Consider the following 16,061-nt stretch of genomic DNA (forward strand, 5'->3'; position numbering starts at 1 on the left):
GGCCGTTCGACGCCGGGCAGACAGCCTTTACTGCCCGGGTTCACGGGTTGCGGTCAGTGCCGAATTGAAGTCGGCATGATAGTGCCCAGGCCCCAGCGCCTGGAGTATCCCGGCCTTGCGCAGCTTGCCGAGGACTTTCTCGTTGGCTTCGCACAACTTCACGACAATGTCTCGGCCATGTAGCTGCTCGATGACTTCGAGCAGGGTCTGCAAGCCCGTGATGTCCATGAAGGGCACGTGATTCAGGCGAATGATCAGGGTCCCGGGATCGGTGTGGGTCTGTGCCAGCACCCGTTCGAAGGTCTCCGCCGCCCCGAAGAACAGCGGCCCCTCGATGCCATACACCAGGACATTGGGCGGTAACTCGACCTGGCCGTTGAGGCGCAGCTCGACCTCCAGGTCCTTGCCGACCATTTTCTGCACTTCCACCGAAGACGCCATTCGCCGCATGAATTGCAGCATGGCGAGAATGACGCCGATATTCACGGCGATGGTCAGGTCGCTGAAGACCGTCAGCAGGAAGGTGATCAGCAATATCGCGATATCGGCCCGTGGCGCCCGCTGGAGCATGCGCTTGAAGTGCTTCAGCTCGCTCATGTTGTAGGCCACGACAAACAGAATGGCCGCGAGGGCACACAGCGGGATATTCGAAGCCAATGGCGCCAGGAAGGAAATCAGCAACACCAGGGTCAGCGCATGGGCCAGGCCGGCGAGGGGGCTGTTGCCGCCGTTGCGGATATTGGTCGCCGTTCGGGCGATGGCGCCGGTCGCGGCAAAGCCGCCGAACAAGGGGCTGAACAGGTTGGCGATGCCCTGGCCGATCAATTCCTGGTTGGAGTCATGCCGGGTGCCGGCCATGCCGTCGGCGACCACCGCCGAGAGTAACGACTCGATGGCGCCCAGCATGGCGATGGCAAACGCCGGGCCGATCAATTCGATGATTCGCGGCAGGGTCACTTCCGGCAGGCTCAAGGTCGGCAACCCCTGGGGGATCCCGCCGAAGGCGCTGCCGATCGTGGCCACCCCGGGAAACTGGAAAAACGACTGCATGACGGTGGCGACCACCATCGCGACCAATGGCCCGGGCACGCGTTTCATACCGGGGAGCCTGGGCGTGAGCAATACCAGCAGCAGGCTCAGGCATGCCAGCAGGGTTGTCGCCGGGTGAAGCTGCGGCAGTGCTTGAAGCAGGTGCCAGAGCTGTTCATGAAAATGACCGGCGGCGACTTTCGGCAGGCCGAAGAAGTCTTTCCATTGTCCGACCCAGATAATCACGCCGATACCGGCGGTGAAGCCTACGATCACCGGGTCGGGGATGAACTTGATAATGGCGCCGAGCCGGGTGATCCCGAGCAGCAGCAGGATCGCCCCGGCCATGAACGTCGCTATCTGCAGGCCGTCAATGCCGTAGCGGGCGCTGATACTGGCCAGGATCACGATAAAGGCACCGGTGGGGCCGGCGATCTGTACCCGGCTGCCACCAAACAAGGACACCAGCAGGCCGCCGACAATGGCGGTGTAGATGCCTTGTTCGGGCTTGACCCCCGAGGCGATGGCAAAGGCCATGGACAGCGGTAGCGCGACGATTCCCACGATGACCCCCGCGACCAGATTACGCGGCCAGTGCTTGCGCCCCAGCAATCCGGATTTCCACGCTTCTCGTATCGCGATCATGACGCTTGCTCCACGGGGGTCATGTGCATAACATTAACATATGATGATAATAGAACAGCAATAGGATTCTGTAGTCCCCGTCGATGCCGGAATCCTTGCTGTCCGCCGTCGTGGAATCAACGGGAGCGTCCGGAAAGCAGCCGTAGCCAGGGCGGTAGATGCAAGGCGCTCATGATCAGGTACATCGTCACCATGCCGTCGAGGGCAAAGGTTCCCTGCATCGACGAGCAGGCCATCTGCGTGCCCGGGCTGAGGGCCGTGAGCAGTGCCATGCCGGCGAAGGTTGGGGCCGCGGCCAGGCACATCCAGTCGGCAATGCTCAGCGCATTGCCGGCTGGCGCTCCGTTCGATCGATCTTCATTTGTTCGACTGGACAAGAGCATGCTGCTTACTCCTGATCGTATTCGTCGTGGCGGCGCCACCAGATACCCTGTTCATTGCGGCCCTTGGGCGCGCGGTCGAGCCACTGGTACATGCCCCAGACACCGTCCAGCCCGCGGGCATAGCTGGAGTAGGTGTGGTAGATCTCGCCCTCTTCAAGCACGAAGGCGCTGAGACCGGGTCGTTCGCGAATGAAGGTGGCTATGTCGGTGCCGGTGGCGGCGGCGGTCCGGGCAATCGGACTTTCACTACCTTGCAGTTGCCACTCCTTGACGGTCTGGCCTCTCTGTGGCCCCGCCAGAGGCGCCTCGCGCAGGTAGTTGTAGACGATGCCGCCTTCGCGCTGCTGCTCCTCGCTGAACCAGACATTGAAGTCACTGTTGAAATCGCTGCCGAACGAGCTGGCCCAGTCGAAGCTCCAGCCCATGCGCTGCTTGAACGCCTGCAGCTTGGCCAGCGGTGCCCGCGAGATGGCGGTAAAGGCGACGTCATGGTGTTCGAGATGGACAACGATGCCATTGAAACCATCGGCGATCGACGAGCAGGATGGGCAGCCGGCGCTGTAGTCAGGCCCGAACATGAAGTGATAGACAAGGAGCTGCGAACGGCCCTTGAACAGCTCCAGCAGTGAGACGTTGCCCGCCGGGGTGTCGAAGCGGTAGGCCTTGTCGATCCGTACCCAGGGCAGTGCCTGGCGTCGCCGGGCCAGGGCGTCGCCGCGCCGGGTCAGTTCTTTTTCATCGGCCAGCAGGTCGAGTCGCGCCGCCAGCCATTCTTCGCGTGTGCCAATCTTCTGTGTGCTCATCATGGTTCTCCATTTGCCAGTGCTCGTCGTACCATCGGTTGTGCGAGCGGTTACGGGGTGGTCGTTAACAGACTAGGACGGGCCTGGCAGATGGCGGGAGTGACAAGTTTGACGGGATGCCCATGGACGCGATGATCACGGCGGCGGCGCGGCTGCTTGCCAGCGGGGATGTCCTCGGCGCCTTGAAGCGGGTGGCCCTGCGCGACGACGGGCCCGGGCTTGCGCTGCGCGGCATTGCCATGGCGCAGTTGGGTGATCTGGTGCGTGCCAGGGCGCTGCTCAAGCTGGCAGTCCGTGCCTTCGGGCCGCAAGAGGCGGTGGCGAGGGCGCGCTGCATTGTCGCCGAAGCCGAGATTGCACTGGTCTCCCGTGACCTGGCCTGGCCGGTCAAGGCACTCGCCGACGCGCGGGCGGTTCTCGAGGGGTATGGCGATCGCTTGAATGCCGCGCATGCGCGTCATCTCGAAGCCCGGCGCCTGCTGTTGACCGGTCATCTTGGCCAGGCCGAACGTCTGCTGGACGCGCTTGAGCCGAGATTGCTGGCGCCACCCTTGAGGGCCGCTTACGAGTTGGCCTGCGCCGGGATCGCCATCCGGCGCCTGCACACGGCGGCGGCACGCGCTGCGTTGCAGCGGGCGGAAAATGCCGCCCATGAGGCGGGTATCGGCGTATTGGCGGCTGAAGTCGAAAGCGCCTCGCAGGTCCTGAAGATACCTGCGGCACGTCTGATCACGGGGGGTGAGGCGCGTTTGCTGCTGTTGGAAGAAGTCGAGCAACTGTTTGCCTCCGCGGCGTTGGTGGTGGATGCCTGCCGCTACGCTGTGGTTGAAGGTCACACCCAGGTATCGCTGACGACGCGACCGGTCCTGTTCGCGTTGCTCCGTGCCCTCGCCGAGAGCTGGCCGGGTGCGGTCTCGCGGCAGGCGCTCATCGCCCGGGCATTTCGCGGCAAGGAAGCCGATGAATCACACCGGGTCCGGCTGCGGGTCGAAATAGGACGGTTGCGGGGTGAGATTCGCGGGTTCGCGCAGGTGAGGGCGACCGGCGAGGGCTTTGTGCTTATGCCGCGACAGGCCCATGAGGTGGTTATCCTGGCGCCGCCTGTCGAGGAGCGGCACGGTTCGCTGCTCGCCCTTTTGGCCGATGGTGAAGCGTGGTCGAGTTCGGCCCTGGCGATTGCGTTGGGGAGCAGCCCGCGCACGGTGCAGCGGGCGCTCGAAGCCCTGGTGACGACAGGCAAGGTGCAGGCTTTCGGTCGTGGGCCGGCCTGCCGCTGGACGCTCCCGTCCGTGCCGGGGTTCCCGTCAACGTTGTTACTCCCGGGGCCGCTGGGCAGCGACTAGACTGAGGTCATGAAAAACTCTCAAGCTGAAATTCTTCGTGAATACGGGCCTTTTCCAGGGGCCGACTCGGTTGCGGGCGTGACCTATGACGGCCAGCACGTCTGGTTTGCCTCGGGTGACAGGCTCAATGCCCTTGATCCGGAAACCGGGGCGGTGGTGCGCTCGATCGATGTCGCCGCGCAGGCCGGCACCGCTTTTGATGGCCGATACCTGTTCCAGATTGCCGAGGGGCGCATCCGCAAGATCGATCCGAAGACCGGCGAGGTGCTTTCGAGCATACCGGCCCCCGGCGATGGTGGTGACTCCGGGTTGGCATGGGCCGAGGGAACGCTCTGGGTCGGGCAGCATCGGGGGCGTCGGATTCATCAGGTCGATCCCGAAACCGGGGCGGTTCTGCGCATTATCGAATCGAAGCGTTTCGTCACGGGGGTGACCTGGGTTGATGGCGAGCTTTGGCACGGTACCTGGGAAGACGACAAGAGCGATGTTCGGCGGGTGAATCCGCAGACGGGCGCGCTGCTGGAGCGGATCGATATGCCGGCTGGCATGGGGGTGTCGGGGCTTGAGTCCGATGGCCAGGATCGGTTTTTTTGTGGTGGCGGAAACAGCGGCAAGCTCCGGGCGGTTCGTCGGCCCAGATAAGCCGCAGGACCTGCGGCGCTTATCCGGACGCCATCGCCGGCAAGCCGGCTCCCACAAGTCCGTGCATCACCGCAAACTATCATGGCTACCACCGATCCCCTGTAGGAGCTGGCTTGCCAGCGATGAGGCCCTTGAAGTTTGCGGTGCTTGTCCGGGTACCATCGCGTACAAGTTTTTCTATCTTTACTCCGCTATTTCCCTAGCTAACGCTCAGCCAGGCAGTGCTAAAAGCACACTGAAACAGGCCTGGAAAAAACCATGACTTCCTTTTCACCCAGTCGTCCCACCTCCGGGTTTGGCGCCTTCTGCGCGGCCAGCTTCCTGCTTTCGGTCGCCTACGGCTCGACCTTCCTGCTGGCCTTGCTGGTCAAGTCTTTCGGTGGCAACGAGCACGATGCCGGGCAGGTCATTGCCACGGCAATGTTCAGTACCCTGGTCGCGGTCATCGGCTCGGGACATATGATGAATCGCTGGGGGGCGGCGCGCTGCGTCGCCTTGGCTGCCATGTGCCTGGCCTGTGCTTCGCTCGGATTTGCCCTGGTTCAAGGGCTGGGTGTCGCGCTGCAGCTTTGCGGCCTGCTGCTGGGACTGGGCTGGGGAATTTTCTACACGCTGGGACCGATCATGGTGGCGGCAATGATCGAACCCGCGCGGCGTACCCACTGTTTTGCCCTGCTCTCGGGCAGCATGTTGACCGGTATCGGCAGCGGTCCCATCACTGGCAAGCTCGCCGGCTACTTCGGTTTGCCGATCCAGACGGCGTTCTTCTGCGCGACCACCACCGCGATACTCGGTGGCCTGTATTTCTGGCATCTGGGTGGTCGCGACGAGGAGGGCAGCGATCAACGGCAGGCGATCAAGATCAGCGCTACGTCAGCCGTTCAGGTGCTGCGTTCCAGGTCCGTGTTCTCGATCCTGATGGTCGGGCTGGGCGGTGCGATCTTCGGTGGCCTGGGCAGCTTTCAAACCAGCTATGCCGCCAGCCTCGGACTCGACTATTCGCTGTTTTTCCTCTGCTTCATGGGGGCTGCCATCGCCTGTCGGCTGCTGATTGCCGGTTGGGTGGTCAAGCGCAATCCGTTTGCTGCGTCCAGCGTATTGACCACGCTGATGCTGCTGGCGGTACTCGGTTTTGGCCAATGGGTACACGACAGCCTGAGCTACGGCGCCATGGCGGCTTTGCTGGGCATCGGCTACGGACTGAACTACTCGGTGATCAACGGGCTGGCGGCCAATGAAGCGCCGTCGGGGCTGACTGCGCAGGCGCTGTTGCTGTTCAGCCTGGCCTATTTCCTCGGGGTTTTTGGTTTCCCTTTCGTGGCCGGCAAGCTGATCGCCGATGGCGGCGTGCACGGCATGCTGTTCAGCACCGGGCTGATTGCCGCACTGGTGTGGATCATCAGCACCGGCCGCTGGTTGGGCAGCCTGGCGCTTTCAAACGTGCGCGAAACCTAGGCCCTCAGGCCAGGATGATGTCCTTGAACCGGGCCTTGAGTGCCTCGAACGCCACTTCTTCGCTGGCCCGCTGATTGGTCACCAGCACATCGATGCGTTCCGGCGGGCAGAAGCTGATACGGCTTTGTACGCCGAGCTTGCTGTAGTCGGCAAGGATCACCACCCGTTCGGCGTGCTCGGCCATGGCCCGGGCCACCTCGCTTTCGCGGTGATCGTAGTTGCTGGCGCCGTGCTGGGCGTCCAGGCCCACCGGCGAGAGCAGCGCGAGGTCGGCGCGATAGCGACCGATTTCCGCCACCGTGGTTGCGCCCACCGTGGCCGGTGAACGGTCACCGAGGGAACCGCCGAGGATGATCACTTCGTTATGCAGGCTGCCCGGTGCGCTGCCGCGCAGGTGCAGCGCGACGTTGAACGCGTTGGTAATCACCGTCAGCCCACCCAGCTTGGCCAGTTCCTGGGCGAGAATTTCAGTGGTGGTGCCGGCGTCGATAAAGATCGTCTGCCCATGGCTGAGCAAACCCACCGCGGCCCGGGCCAGGTCACGCTTGAACTTGACGTTGATATGCGCGCGCTCGGCTATCGGCGCCTCGTCCTCGACCATGATCGCACCACCGTGGATGCGTTTCAGCTCGCCCAGGGCTTCCAGCGCCACCAGATCACGCCGCACTGTTTCGCGGGAAACATTCAGTTCCGTGACGATGCGGTCGGTGGTCACGCGCTGCAAGGTTGCCAGCAGTGCACGAATCCGCTGGTAACGCTCTTCTTGCCACATACCTCATGTCCTTGCTGTTGGGATCAGTATCCGAGCACGCATTGTGGGAGACGGGACAGCGCTGTCAAGTCGGCGGTCCATCACCACCGGTGAGAAAGTGTCGATGTGCCATAAATGTGTAATATTGTGGCATTGTTGTATTTATGTGTATTTGGCGTTAGCCTCATTGCCGGGCGGCCGGTTCCCCTGCGCCCTTGCCTTGAAACACGCACTCGCCGTCGCCTCCGTTTGCGACCATTCTTCTAATTCCAGGAGTTATGCCATGCAGCGTCGCCAGTTTCTGAACACCCTTGCCGCCGTTTCCGTTGTCAGTCCCTTGTTGTTGAGCGGCCGCCTTGCCGAGGCCGCGACGACCAAGGCCGTGCCCAGCGAGTTGGACCCGGCGCGCTGGTCGCCGTTGAACCAGAAGCGCCTGCAGGCGGTGATTGACCAGCATGGCGTGAAGAGTGCGTCCTATCACCCGGACAAGCGTCCGTATGCGGTGTTCGACTGGGACAACACCTGCATCATGAACGACTGCGAAGAGGCGCTGCTGGTCTACCAGATGAACAACTTGCAGTACAAACTCAGCCCCGACGAGTTTGCCGCCGTGCTGCGCCAGGACGTACCCAACGGTCCGTTCATGAAGGATTACCTCACGGTCGACGGCAAGCCGGTGAACATGGAAGACATCGCCGCCGACGTCGAAGCCGACTACCGCTGGCTGCACGCCAACTACAAGGGCCTGGCCGGCAGCAAGAGCCTGGAAGAAATCCACGCCACCGACCAGTTCAAGGACTTTTTCACCAAGCTCTACTTCATGTATGACGCGATCTGCGACAGCTATCCGGTGGAGATCGGCTACAAATGGATCATCTACTTCTACAAGAACATGAGCACCGCCGAGTTGCAGGCGATGGCCGAGGCGTCCAATAACCACGACCTGGGTGATGGCCTGCGCAAGGTCAAGTACGAGAGCCCGAGCAGCCTGCCGGGCAAGGCCGGGGTGGTCGCCGATACGCACTTCCACGGTATCCGTATCCACGAGGAAATCCGTGGTTTGATGCACACGCTGCGGGCCAACGGCATCGACGTCTATGTCAGCACCGCGTCCATCGACGATGTGGTCCGGGTGTTCGCCGGCAACCCCAACTACGGCTACGGCGTACCGCCGGAAAACGTGATCGGCCTGCGCCTGTCCATGACCGACGGCAAGTACGACAGCCGCTACCTGCCGGACTGGCACTTCAACTACGGCCCGGGCAAGACCATCGGCATCAAGAATATCCTGGTGGCGAAGAAGGGTTATGGCCCGGTGCTGGTGGCCGGTGACAGCGACGGCGATGCCTGGATGCTGCGTGACTTCAAGGACACCGCCGTGGGCGTGATCGTCAACCGCATGAAAAAGGGCGAGATCGGTGCCGACAGCCAGAAGGCCGCCGAGCAGTTGGGCAAGGCCGATGCGCGGTTCATCCTGCAGGGCCGCGACGAGCAGACCGGCCTGATGATCCCGGACGAGAAATCGATCAAGTACGGCAAGACCGAGCGCAAGCTGCTGGCCTGAGTCCGTCGGCTCGCGGGTGGCGCAAGGTCGCCCGCGAGTCGCGCGGTTATCTGGGTTGTTGATCCGGGCGCCGTCCAGGGTCGCAAGTCAGTTGTTGCGCACTCTTCAACATTCCGTTCAACGTGCACTATCCCTCTACGACTTTTCCTCGATTGACCGTTGTTACAGTGATTTCTCGAACGCAAGTGATGTGACTTGCCGTGAGGTCATCAACCGGTTTTTCTATTTATCGAGAGTCGTTTTATGAATACCGACGCCCCCGTCAGCAACACCGCGCTTATCCTGCTTGAGGGCAGGAACGATATCCCCAACGTCAGCGACCTGGCCACTCATAAAGTACCCGGCCCCGATCTTGTTACGGTAGTGACCCTGCGCGATCTGACTCACCCCGATCAACCGGTGACGCTGGATACGAGCCGGCAAAAGGGCGTTCTGTTCAGTGTCAAATACGCGTTGTGCCAAAGACAGGCCAGGGGCCGTTATGAACTGTTCAGCCGAGTGTATTTCGGCGACACGCTTACCCATGAGGGACACCACCCGGTGACACTGGGTGATCAGGATCAAAGGGGTATCGTCATTCGCGTGGATCCCAGGACCAGTCCGCCTCCCGCGGCGGTTACCCGGCTGGTGGTTCTTGAGGGCACTGGCGATTGGACAACCCGGGAAGCTCGTGATCCAGATCGGGTGACGGTGGTCAAACTGATGGATGTCACTGATCCCGCACAGCCGATCATTATGGACATGAGTCGAAAAACAGGAAGTCAGTTCGAAATAAAATACGCCCACTGTCAAGTTCGGCCAGGGCATGTCTATCAATTGTCAGGTGAGACTTACCAGAAAGATCAGATCACTCATGTCGGAAGTATGGGGATTAACCTGGATGGCAATGGGCACAAAGGCCTGTCCATAGAGTTTCGTAAACTTGTTGATCGGGACCTGATGCCGCGCGAGCGCTGAGACCGATCTTTTGCGGGGGACGTACTACACTGGTGCAGTGATGGCGTCCGCCGCATTTGAACGCTCAAGCAGCCTGGCCTCGGAGTAGTTTCATGAAAACAAGGAACATCAGGTTGACTTCCAGATCCCTGCTCGGTTTCGGGCTGATCTGTCTGCTGCTGATCAGCCTCGGGCTGACCTCGCTGTACCGTATGAAAGAAATCCACGATGCCTCCCTGGAGTTGCAAGCGAACTGGTTGCCGAGTGTGCGCCAGGCCAGCCGCGTTCAAGATGCCGGGCAGCTCTACCGGCTCGATGCCCGCCGTTTTGTCATGGATGAAGACCGCCAAAGCAAAACTTCCCTGGACAAACTGCAGGCGCTGAAAATTGCCCTGAGCCAGGAAACCGAAAAATACGCTTCGCGGGTTTCCAGTCCCGAGGAAAAACAACTTTATGACCAGGTGGTCGTGAATGTGCGCAATTATCAGGATCTGATCGATCGATTGGTGAGCATGAGTTCGAGCGCGTCCTTCGAGACCATGACCCACTTCATTCGTGACACCACCAGTGACGCGGCGAAAAAGTTGCAGACTTCGATTCAAGCGCTGATCCAGCTCAACGAGGAGGGGGCCGAGCGCTCGGGGCAGGTGGCGAATGCCAGCTATGACAGCGCATTCCTGCTGACGCTGATATTCATTGTCCTGGCCCTGGTGGTCACCTGCGTCGTGGCGCTGCTGTTTACCCGCAGCATCGCGCAGCCGATCAATGCCTTGCGCCTGTCGATGCAGAAGATCGCCGACGGCGACCTGAAGAGCAAGGTGGAGATCAGCGGACGGGATGAAATCACCGACTTGCAGACCGTCGCCGCCGCCATGCGTTCGAGTCTGAAGAACACCATCGAACATATCTCCGACTCATCCCGGCAACTGGCTTCCGCGGCGGAGCAGATGAGCGCGATTACCCACGAGTCGACGGCGGGTATTCAGCAGCAGAGCATCGAAACCGATCAGGCGGCCACTGCCGTCAACCAGATGACCGCGGCCGTGGAAGAAGTGGCCAGGAATGCCGTTTCGGCCTCAGAGTCGACCCAGGCTTCGGAGCGCTCGGCGCGGGTCGTCCAGGACCGTGTGGGCGAGACCATCGACTCCATCGAGCGCTTGAGCAGCCGCGTCGAACAGACCAAGAGCGATATAGAAGGCCTGGCCGGGCAAGCCCTGCACATTGCCAAGGTGCTTGACGTGATCGGCTCCATCGCCGAACAGACCAACCTGCTGGCGTTGAACGCCGCCATCGAGGCCGCACGGGCCGGCGAGCAGGGCCGTGGCTTTGCGGTAGTGGCGGATGAGGTGCGCGCGCTGGCCCATCGGACCCAGCAGTCGACCCAGGAAATCGAGCAGATGGTCAAGGGCATCCAGGTCGACTCGAAGAAGGCCGTGGAATCGATGAACCACAGCAGCGAAGAAACCCGGGTGACCCGCTCGCTGGCCCATGAGACGGGCCTGGCAATCGAGGAAGTGACCTTGTCGATTTCCCATATCAATGACAAGAACCTGCTGATCGCCACGGCGTCCGAGCAACAGGCGCAGGTGGCCAGGTCGGTCGATCGCAACCTGGTGAGCATTCGCGATCTGTCCATCCAGAGTTCGTCGGCCGCCAGCCAGACGTCGATTGCCAGCAGCGAACTGTCCAAACTGGCCGGGGGCCTGAATCACCTGATTGCGCGGTTTTCACTGTAGCCAGGCCCCTGGGGGGAGGCGCTTGAGTGTGACAAGAAACCAGGATGCCCATCATGCTAAGACAGATACAGGTGAGCGAGCTTCGTGTCGGCATGTATGTGCAATCCTTCTGTGGCTCCTGGATGGACCACCCGTTCTGGCGCAGTCACTTTCTGCTGGATGATGAAGCTGATCTGCAAAAGATTCGTGCTTCCGGCCTCGCCGCGCTCTGGATAGATACCGACAAGGGTCTGGATGTCGAGGTCGAGGAACCCGCTGCGCCGGAGCTCGAGGCACTGGCGATTCCGGCGCAGGAGCGGCCACGCAATCGCCCACGGATTGCCATGAGCGACGAAGTGATCCATGCGCTGAATCTGTGCGCCCGGACCAAGGCCGCGGTACTGAGCCTGTTCGGCGACCTGCGCATGGGCCGGGCGGTTCATCCCGAGCAGATTTCCCACCTGATCGCGGAAATCTCCGATTCATTGATGCGCCATCCCGACGCCTTGATCAGCCTGGCCCGGCTCAAGACCAGCGATGAATACACCTATATGCATTCGGTGGCGGTGTGCGCGCTGATGATGAGCCTGGCCTACCGCCTGAACCTGCCCGAGGGCCTGGTGAAAGAGGCTGGCATGGCGGGCATCCTGCACGAAGTGGGCAAGATGATGGTGCCTGCCGAGTTGCTCGGTAAAACCTCGCCACTCACCGAGGCCGAGTTCGATATCCTGCGCCACCATCCGGAGATCGGCGCGAAGATGATTCTCGACACCCACCATTTCAGCTCGAGGGTGGTGGATGTCTGCCTGCATCATCACGAGCGAATCGATGGCAGCGGCTATCCGCACAAGCTCTGCGGCACGCAGATCAGCCTGTTTTCGCGGATGGCCGCGGTGTGTGACAGCTACGACTCGGTGACCTCCGAGCGACATGGCAAGCCGGCCTGGACGGCGGCCGAGGCCATTCGAAAAATGGCCGATTGGAAAGGCCAGTTCGATGAGCAGATCTTCCATGCCTTCGTCCGCTGCATCGGCATCTATCCGGTGGGTGCCCTGGTGCTGCTGCACAGCGGTCGCCTGGGGATCGTCATCGAGCAACACGAGCATTCATTGCTGACGCCCCGGGTGAAGGTGTTCTACTCCGCGAAGCTGCGAATGCCCATTGCCCAGAGTGTTATCGATCTTGCCGTTGTCAGCGAACATGACTCGATTGTCAGTCTGGAGTCGGTCAAGAAGTGGGGATTCAAGCACCTGGACGAACTGTGGTCGGGTATTTCCATCGGCAAGCAATCGATCTTCAGTACCGCCTAGGGGTCAGGCGGCGACTTCCACCGCCAGTGCCTTGACCAGGAATTCGATAAACGCCCGGGTCTTCTGCGGCACCCGGCGCGCCGAGGGATAGACCGCATTGATGCTGATCGCCGGAGCTTGCCATTCGCACAGCACCGGCACCAGGGTACCGGCGGCCAGGGCGTCCTCGACGATAAAGTCCGGCAGCAGGGCGATGCCCATGCCGGCTTGTGCCGCCTGGGCCAGCAGGTCGCCATTGTTGGCATGCAGGGGGCCGGTGACATTGACCCGCTGGGTTTCCTTGCCATTGCTCAGTTGCAGGCTGACACCGCTTTGCAGATAGCCGTAGTTCAGGCATTGGTGGGCCGTCAGGTCCTTGGGTGTTTGCGGTGTGCCTGCTCGGGCCAGATAGGCCGGCGAGGCCACCATGATGCGCGGCGCGGGGGCGAGCAAACGGGCGACCAGGGACGAGTCAGGCAGGCTGGCGATGCGGATGGTGACATCGAAGCCGCCGCGCACCGGGTCGACTTGCTGGTCGCTGAGCACCAGTTGCAGTTCCACGTTCGGGTGCTGTTGGTGAAACAGCGGAATCAGCGGCCCCAACCGCCGCAGGCCGAAGGACATGGGCGCGTTGACCCGCAGTACGCCGCGTAGCTCGCCGACGCCGTCGCGGGCCCGTTGTTCGGTTTCATCCAGGGATGCCAGCAGCTCGCGAGCCGCCTCGTAGTATTCCGCGCCGGCTTCGGTCAGGTGCAGGCTGCGGGTGGTGCGTTGCAGCAGTTGCACGCCAATGGCCTCTTCCAGCGCCTGGATCTGCTTGCTGACTTTCGAGCGCGGCACATCCATGGCCCGGGCCGCGGCGGCAAAGCCATTGGCGCCGACGGTGGCGACGAAGGCGCGCATGCAGTCGATACGATCCATATTGTCTCTTTTCCAGAATCAATGCTTTGCCGATTCTAGGGCGTTGACTTGAGCTTATCCAGCTCCGGGGATGGCGCGTCTCGAATTGATGTTCCTGTAAAAAATTTCATCCTGCGGGGAACAGGCTGAAATGCACCGATCAATAGGATGAGCCCAAGTCAGCAGGAACTGTGCTGACGAACTCAAACTATTGGAGAGTGACTGATGAAATCCCTTAAAGCGTTGTTGATCGTAACCCTGATGACCGCCTCCGTCGCGGCTATGGCCGAAGGCAGTGATGGCGGTGATAAAGTCATGGCCCGTATGGACGCGGCCCGCGATACGTCCATGGCCTATTACCAGCAGGCTGAAAAGGCCCAGGCCGTGGCGGCCGGCAAGCAGGCGTCCGATAGCGTCGAACGCACCAACTGACGGTGCGGGTCGAGCAGCCCAGCGGTTCGCCCCACAGGCGTTTGACGCCTGGTGAGGCGGGCCGGGTCAGGAAAGAAAAGGCATCAAGCGAGTCGCTGACTAGCCGTGTGGCAGGAGGACTCGAAAAGAGTGTTGCCCCGGGCAGAGGAGTAACCGACTGCCCGGGTTGTCATTGGCGTATCAGTGAGCCAGCAAGGCTTCGAGCTTTTCCTGGTCACGGGCGAACTGACGAATACCCTCGGCCAGTTTCTCGGTGGCCATGGCGTCTTCGTTGGAGGCCCAGCGGAACTGCGCTTCGTTCAGGTTCAAGCGTGGTTCACCGGCGGCCCCCGGCACCAGTCGACGTTCCAGCTGGCCTTCGTCCTGGCCCAGCTTTTCCAGCAGGTCGGGGCTGATGGTCAGGCGGTCGCAACCGGCCAGTTGTTCGATCTGGTTGAGGTTGCGGAAGCTGGCACCCATGACCACGGTCTTGTAGTCGTTGGACTTGTAGTAGTTGTAGATACGGGTGACCGACTGCACGCCCGGATCGTCGGCACCGCTGTACTCGTTGCCGGTGGACTTCTTGTACCAGTCGTAGATTCGGCCCACGAACGGCGAGATCAGGAACACCCCGGCATCGGCGCAGGCCGCGGCCTGGGCGAAGGAGAACAGCAGGGTCAGGTTGGTCTGGATACCCTCTTTTTCCAGCTTTTCGGCGGCGCGGATGCCTTCCCAGGTCGAAGCCAGCTTGATCAGTACGCGGTCACGGCCTACGCCGACCTTGTCGTACAGCTCGACCAACTGGTGGGCCTTGCTCAGCAGGGCGCTTTCATCGAAGGACAGGCGTGCGTCGACTTCGGTGGAAATCCGCCCTGGAATCACTTTGAGAATGCCACTGCCCACGGACACCGCGAAATGGTCACAGGCCAGGCCCACATCGCCCTTGGCGTGGGACACGGCGGCCTTGAGCAGGTCGGCGTAGCCTGGCAGCGCGGCAGCCTTGAGCAGCAGCGAAGGGTTGGTGGTGGCGTCGACCGGCTTCAGGCGGGTAATGGCGTCGAGGTCGCCGGTGTCCGCGACCACGGTGGTGAATTGCTTGAGTTGTGCAAGCTTCGAAGTCATGAGCGTCTCTGTCGGGAAGGGCGTGGATCCATGCACTGATTGAGTGCGGCTGCGGTGAAAAGTTCGGTCAGTCGAATGTCATCAAGAATGCCGCCGAAGCAGGGGTTTGTGCAACCCAAACTGTCGGGCGGTTCAGGTTGGCGTACCGGGCATCAGCGTGGCGATCAAGGCGCGGATGGTCCCGGGCAGGGCTTCGAGTTCGCGCACCAGGATGCTGCGCTCGCGAATCGCCCAGGGCTCGTCCAGCGCCACGGTCACCAGTTCCATGGTCCGGCTGTGCCGCACGGCGGCGGACTCGGGAATGATGCCGATGCCCACGCCGGCCTCGACCATCCGGCAGATGGCCTCGAAGCTGGAAACCTGGATACGCAACGACAGGGTCTTGCCGAGCCGTTCGACATGCTCGCGCAGAAAGCTTAGCAAGGTGCTGCCTTCATGCAGGCCGATATGCTGGAACGCCAGGGTCTGGCCGAGGGTCACCGACGGCTGCGCCGCCAATGGATGGTCCACCGGCATGATCAGCACCAGGCGGTCGGTGCTGAAGTGCATCACCTGCAGGCCGCTGGCTTCCACGGGACCGGCGATGATGCCCATGTCGGTGGTGCCGTCGAGTACGCCACGAACGATATCCCGCGACAGCCGTTCCTGCAGGTCCACCGTGACCCCGGGACGCTGGGAGAGAAAACCGGCCAGCACCTCCGGGAGAAACTCGGTCACCGCCGTGGTGTTGGCAAAGATACGGATATGCCCGGCCGAATCGCCGCCGTAGCTGGTGAACTCGCTCTTCAGATAGTCGACCTGACGCATGATCAGCCGCGCATGTTGCAGCAAGCGCTGGCCGGCCGGGGTGACTTCCACGCCACGGCTGTCGCGGTACAGCAGGCGGGTGTCGAGTTGCGCTTCCAGGGCCTTGATCCGCGCGCTGGCGGCAGCCGGGGAGAGGAAGGCGCGCCGGGCGCCCTGGGTCAGGCTCGGCGATTCGGCGATATGAATGAAGAGGCGTAGATCCGCCAGGTCGAAATGCATGGGGCGACTCCGGTCAGGGGCTGCGTGCAGGTAGGACGTTGGCGTTC

Annotated in this window: 15 protein-coding genes; 8 read left to right on the top strand and 7 right to left on the bottom strand. The window is 61.8% G+C overall.

Annotation, left to right across the window (positions count from 1 at the left end; all coding sequences use genetic code 11):
- Positions 1-27: 27 nt before the first annotated feature.
- From M5B42_RS16555 to M5B42_RS16565, 3 genes are all read right to left on the bottom strand, one after another.
- Positions 28-1,674 (bottom strand): SulP family inorganic anion transporter, encoded by a 1,647-nt coding sequence (locus M5B42_RS16555; protein ID WP_248746441.1) that lies wholly within the window; start codon positions 1,672-1,674, stop codon positions 28-30.
- A gap of 116 nt (positions 1,675-1,790) precedes the next feature.
- Entirely contained in the window at positions 1,791-2,057 is a 267-nt protein-coding gene (locus tag M5B42_RS16560) for a hypothetical protein (protein WP_248746442.1), read from the bottom strand.
- Between the two features lie 5 nt (positions 2,058-2,062).
- Entirely contained in the window at positions 2,063-2,860 is a 798-nt protein-coding gene (locus tag M5B42_RS16565; protein ID WP_248746443.1) for a thioredoxin family protein, read from the bottom strand.
- A gap of 122 nt (positions 2,861-2,982) precedes the next feature.
- Between M5B42_RS16565 and M5B42_RS16570 the strand changes: the two genes are divergently transcribed.
- From M5B42_RS16570 to M5B42_RS16580, 3 genes are all read left to right on the top strand, one after another.
- On the top strand, positions 2,983-4,203 hold the full coding sequence (locus M5B42_RS16570; RefSeq protein ID WP_248746444.1) for a helix-turn-helix domain-containing protein: 1,221 nt from the start codon (positions 2,983-2,985) through the stop codon (positions 4,201-4,203).
- A 9-nt stretch (positions 4,204-4,212) separates the two neighbouring features.
- On the top strand, positions 4,213-4,845 hold the full coding sequence (locus M5B42_RS16575; protein WP_248746445.1) for a PQQ-binding-like beta-propeller repeat protein: 633 nt from the start codon (positions 4,213-4,215) through the stop codon (positions 4,843-4,845).
- Between the two features lie 258 nt (positions 4,846-5,103).
- Positions 5,104-6,300 (top strand): MFS transporter, encoded by a 1,197-nt coding sequence (locus tag M5B42_RS16580; protein WP_248746446.1) that lies wholly within the window; start codon positions 5,104-5,106, stop codon positions 6,298-6,300.
- 4 nt (positions 6,301-6,304) lie between these two features.
- Here M5B42_RS16580 and M5B42_RS16585 read toward each other — a convergent pair whose 3' ends face one another.
- Positions 6,305-7,072, bottom strand: coding sequence for a DeoR/GlpR family DNA-binding transcription regulator (locus M5B42_RS16585; protein WP_248746447.1), 768 nt, complete (start codon positions 7,070-7,072; stop codon positions 6,305-6,307).
- A 262-nt stretch (positions 7,073-7,334) separates the two neighbouring features.
- Between M5B42_RS16585 and M5B42_RS16590 the strand changes: the two genes are divergently transcribed.
- The 4 genes from M5B42_RS16590 to M5B42_RS16605 all read left to right on the top strand — a co-directional run bounded on the left by M5B42_RS16590 (position 7,335) and on the right by M5B42_RS16605 (position 12,576).
- A complete protein-coding gene (locus tag M5B42_RS16590) occupies positions 7,335-8,615 on the top strand; it encodes an HAD family hydrolase (protein WP_248746448.1) in 1,281 nt (426 codons plus the stop codon).
- Positions 8,616-8,858: 243 nt separating this feature from the next.
- Positions 8,859-9,572, top strand: coding sequence for a hypothetical protein (locus tag M5B42_RS16595; protein ID WP_248746449.1), 714 nt, complete (start codon positions 8,859-8,861; stop codon positions 9,570-9,572).
- A 92-nt stretch (positions 9,573-9,664) separates the two neighbouring features.
- The gene (locus M5B42_RS16600; protein ID WP_248746450.1) at positions 9,665-11,287 is read left to right on the top strand and encodes a methyl-accepting chemotaxis protein; all 1,623 of its coding nucleotides are present in this window, start codon (positions 9,665-9,667) and stop codon (positions 11,285-11,287) included.
- Positions 11,288-11,340: 53 nt separating this feature from the next.
- Complete coding sequence (locus tag M5B42_RS16605) at positions 11,341-12,576, top strand: HD-GYP domain-containing protein (RefSeq protein ID WP_248746451.1); 1,236 nt, start codon at positions 11,341-11,343, stop codon at positions 12,574-12,576.
- Between the two features lie 3 nt (positions 12,577-12,579).
- Here the strand turns inward: M5B42_RS16605 and M5B42_RS16610 are convergent, their stop codons facing one another.
- Positions 12,580-13,476, bottom strand: a complete 897-nt coding sequence (locus M5B42_RS16610; RefSeq protein WP_152738726.1) for a LysR family transcriptional regulator — start codon at positions 13,474-13,476, stop codon at positions 12,580-12,582.
- A 204-nt stretch (positions 13,477-13,680) separates the two neighbouring features.
- On the opposite strand from M5B42_RS16610, the gene M5B42_RS16615 reads away from it, so the two are divergent.
- Entirely contained in the window at positions 13,681-13,887 is a 207-nt protein-coding gene (locus tag M5B42_RS16615; RefSeq protein WP_248746452.1) for a co-regulatory protein PtrA N-terminal domain-containing protein, read from the top strand.
- A gap of 180 nt (positions 13,888-14,067) precedes the next feature.
- On the opposite strand, the gene tal is transcribed toward M5B42_RS16615, so the two are convergent.
- Both tal and M5B42_RS16625 read right to left on the bottom strand, forming a co-directional pair.
- A complete protein-coding gene (gene tal / locus M5B42_RS16620) occupies positions 14,068-14,988 on the bottom strand; it encodes a transaldolase (protein ID WP_103496114.1) in 921 nt (306 codons plus the stop codon).
- A 132-nt stretch (positions 14,989-15,120) separates the two neighbouring features.
- A complete protein-coding gene (locus tag M5B42_RS16625) occupies positions 15,121-16,014 on the bottom strand; it encodes a LysR family transcriptional regulator (RefSeq protein ID WP_248746453.1) in 894 nt (297 codons plus the stop codon).
- Positions 16,015-16,061 lie beyond the last annotated feature (47 nt).

It is taken from the genome of Pseudomonas sp. MWU12-2037, from assembly GCF_023242345.1.
Taxonomy (GTDB): Bacteria; Pseudomonadota; Gammaproteobacteria; order Pseudomonadales; family Pseudomonadaceae; genus Aquipseudomonas; species Aquipseudomonas gingeri_D.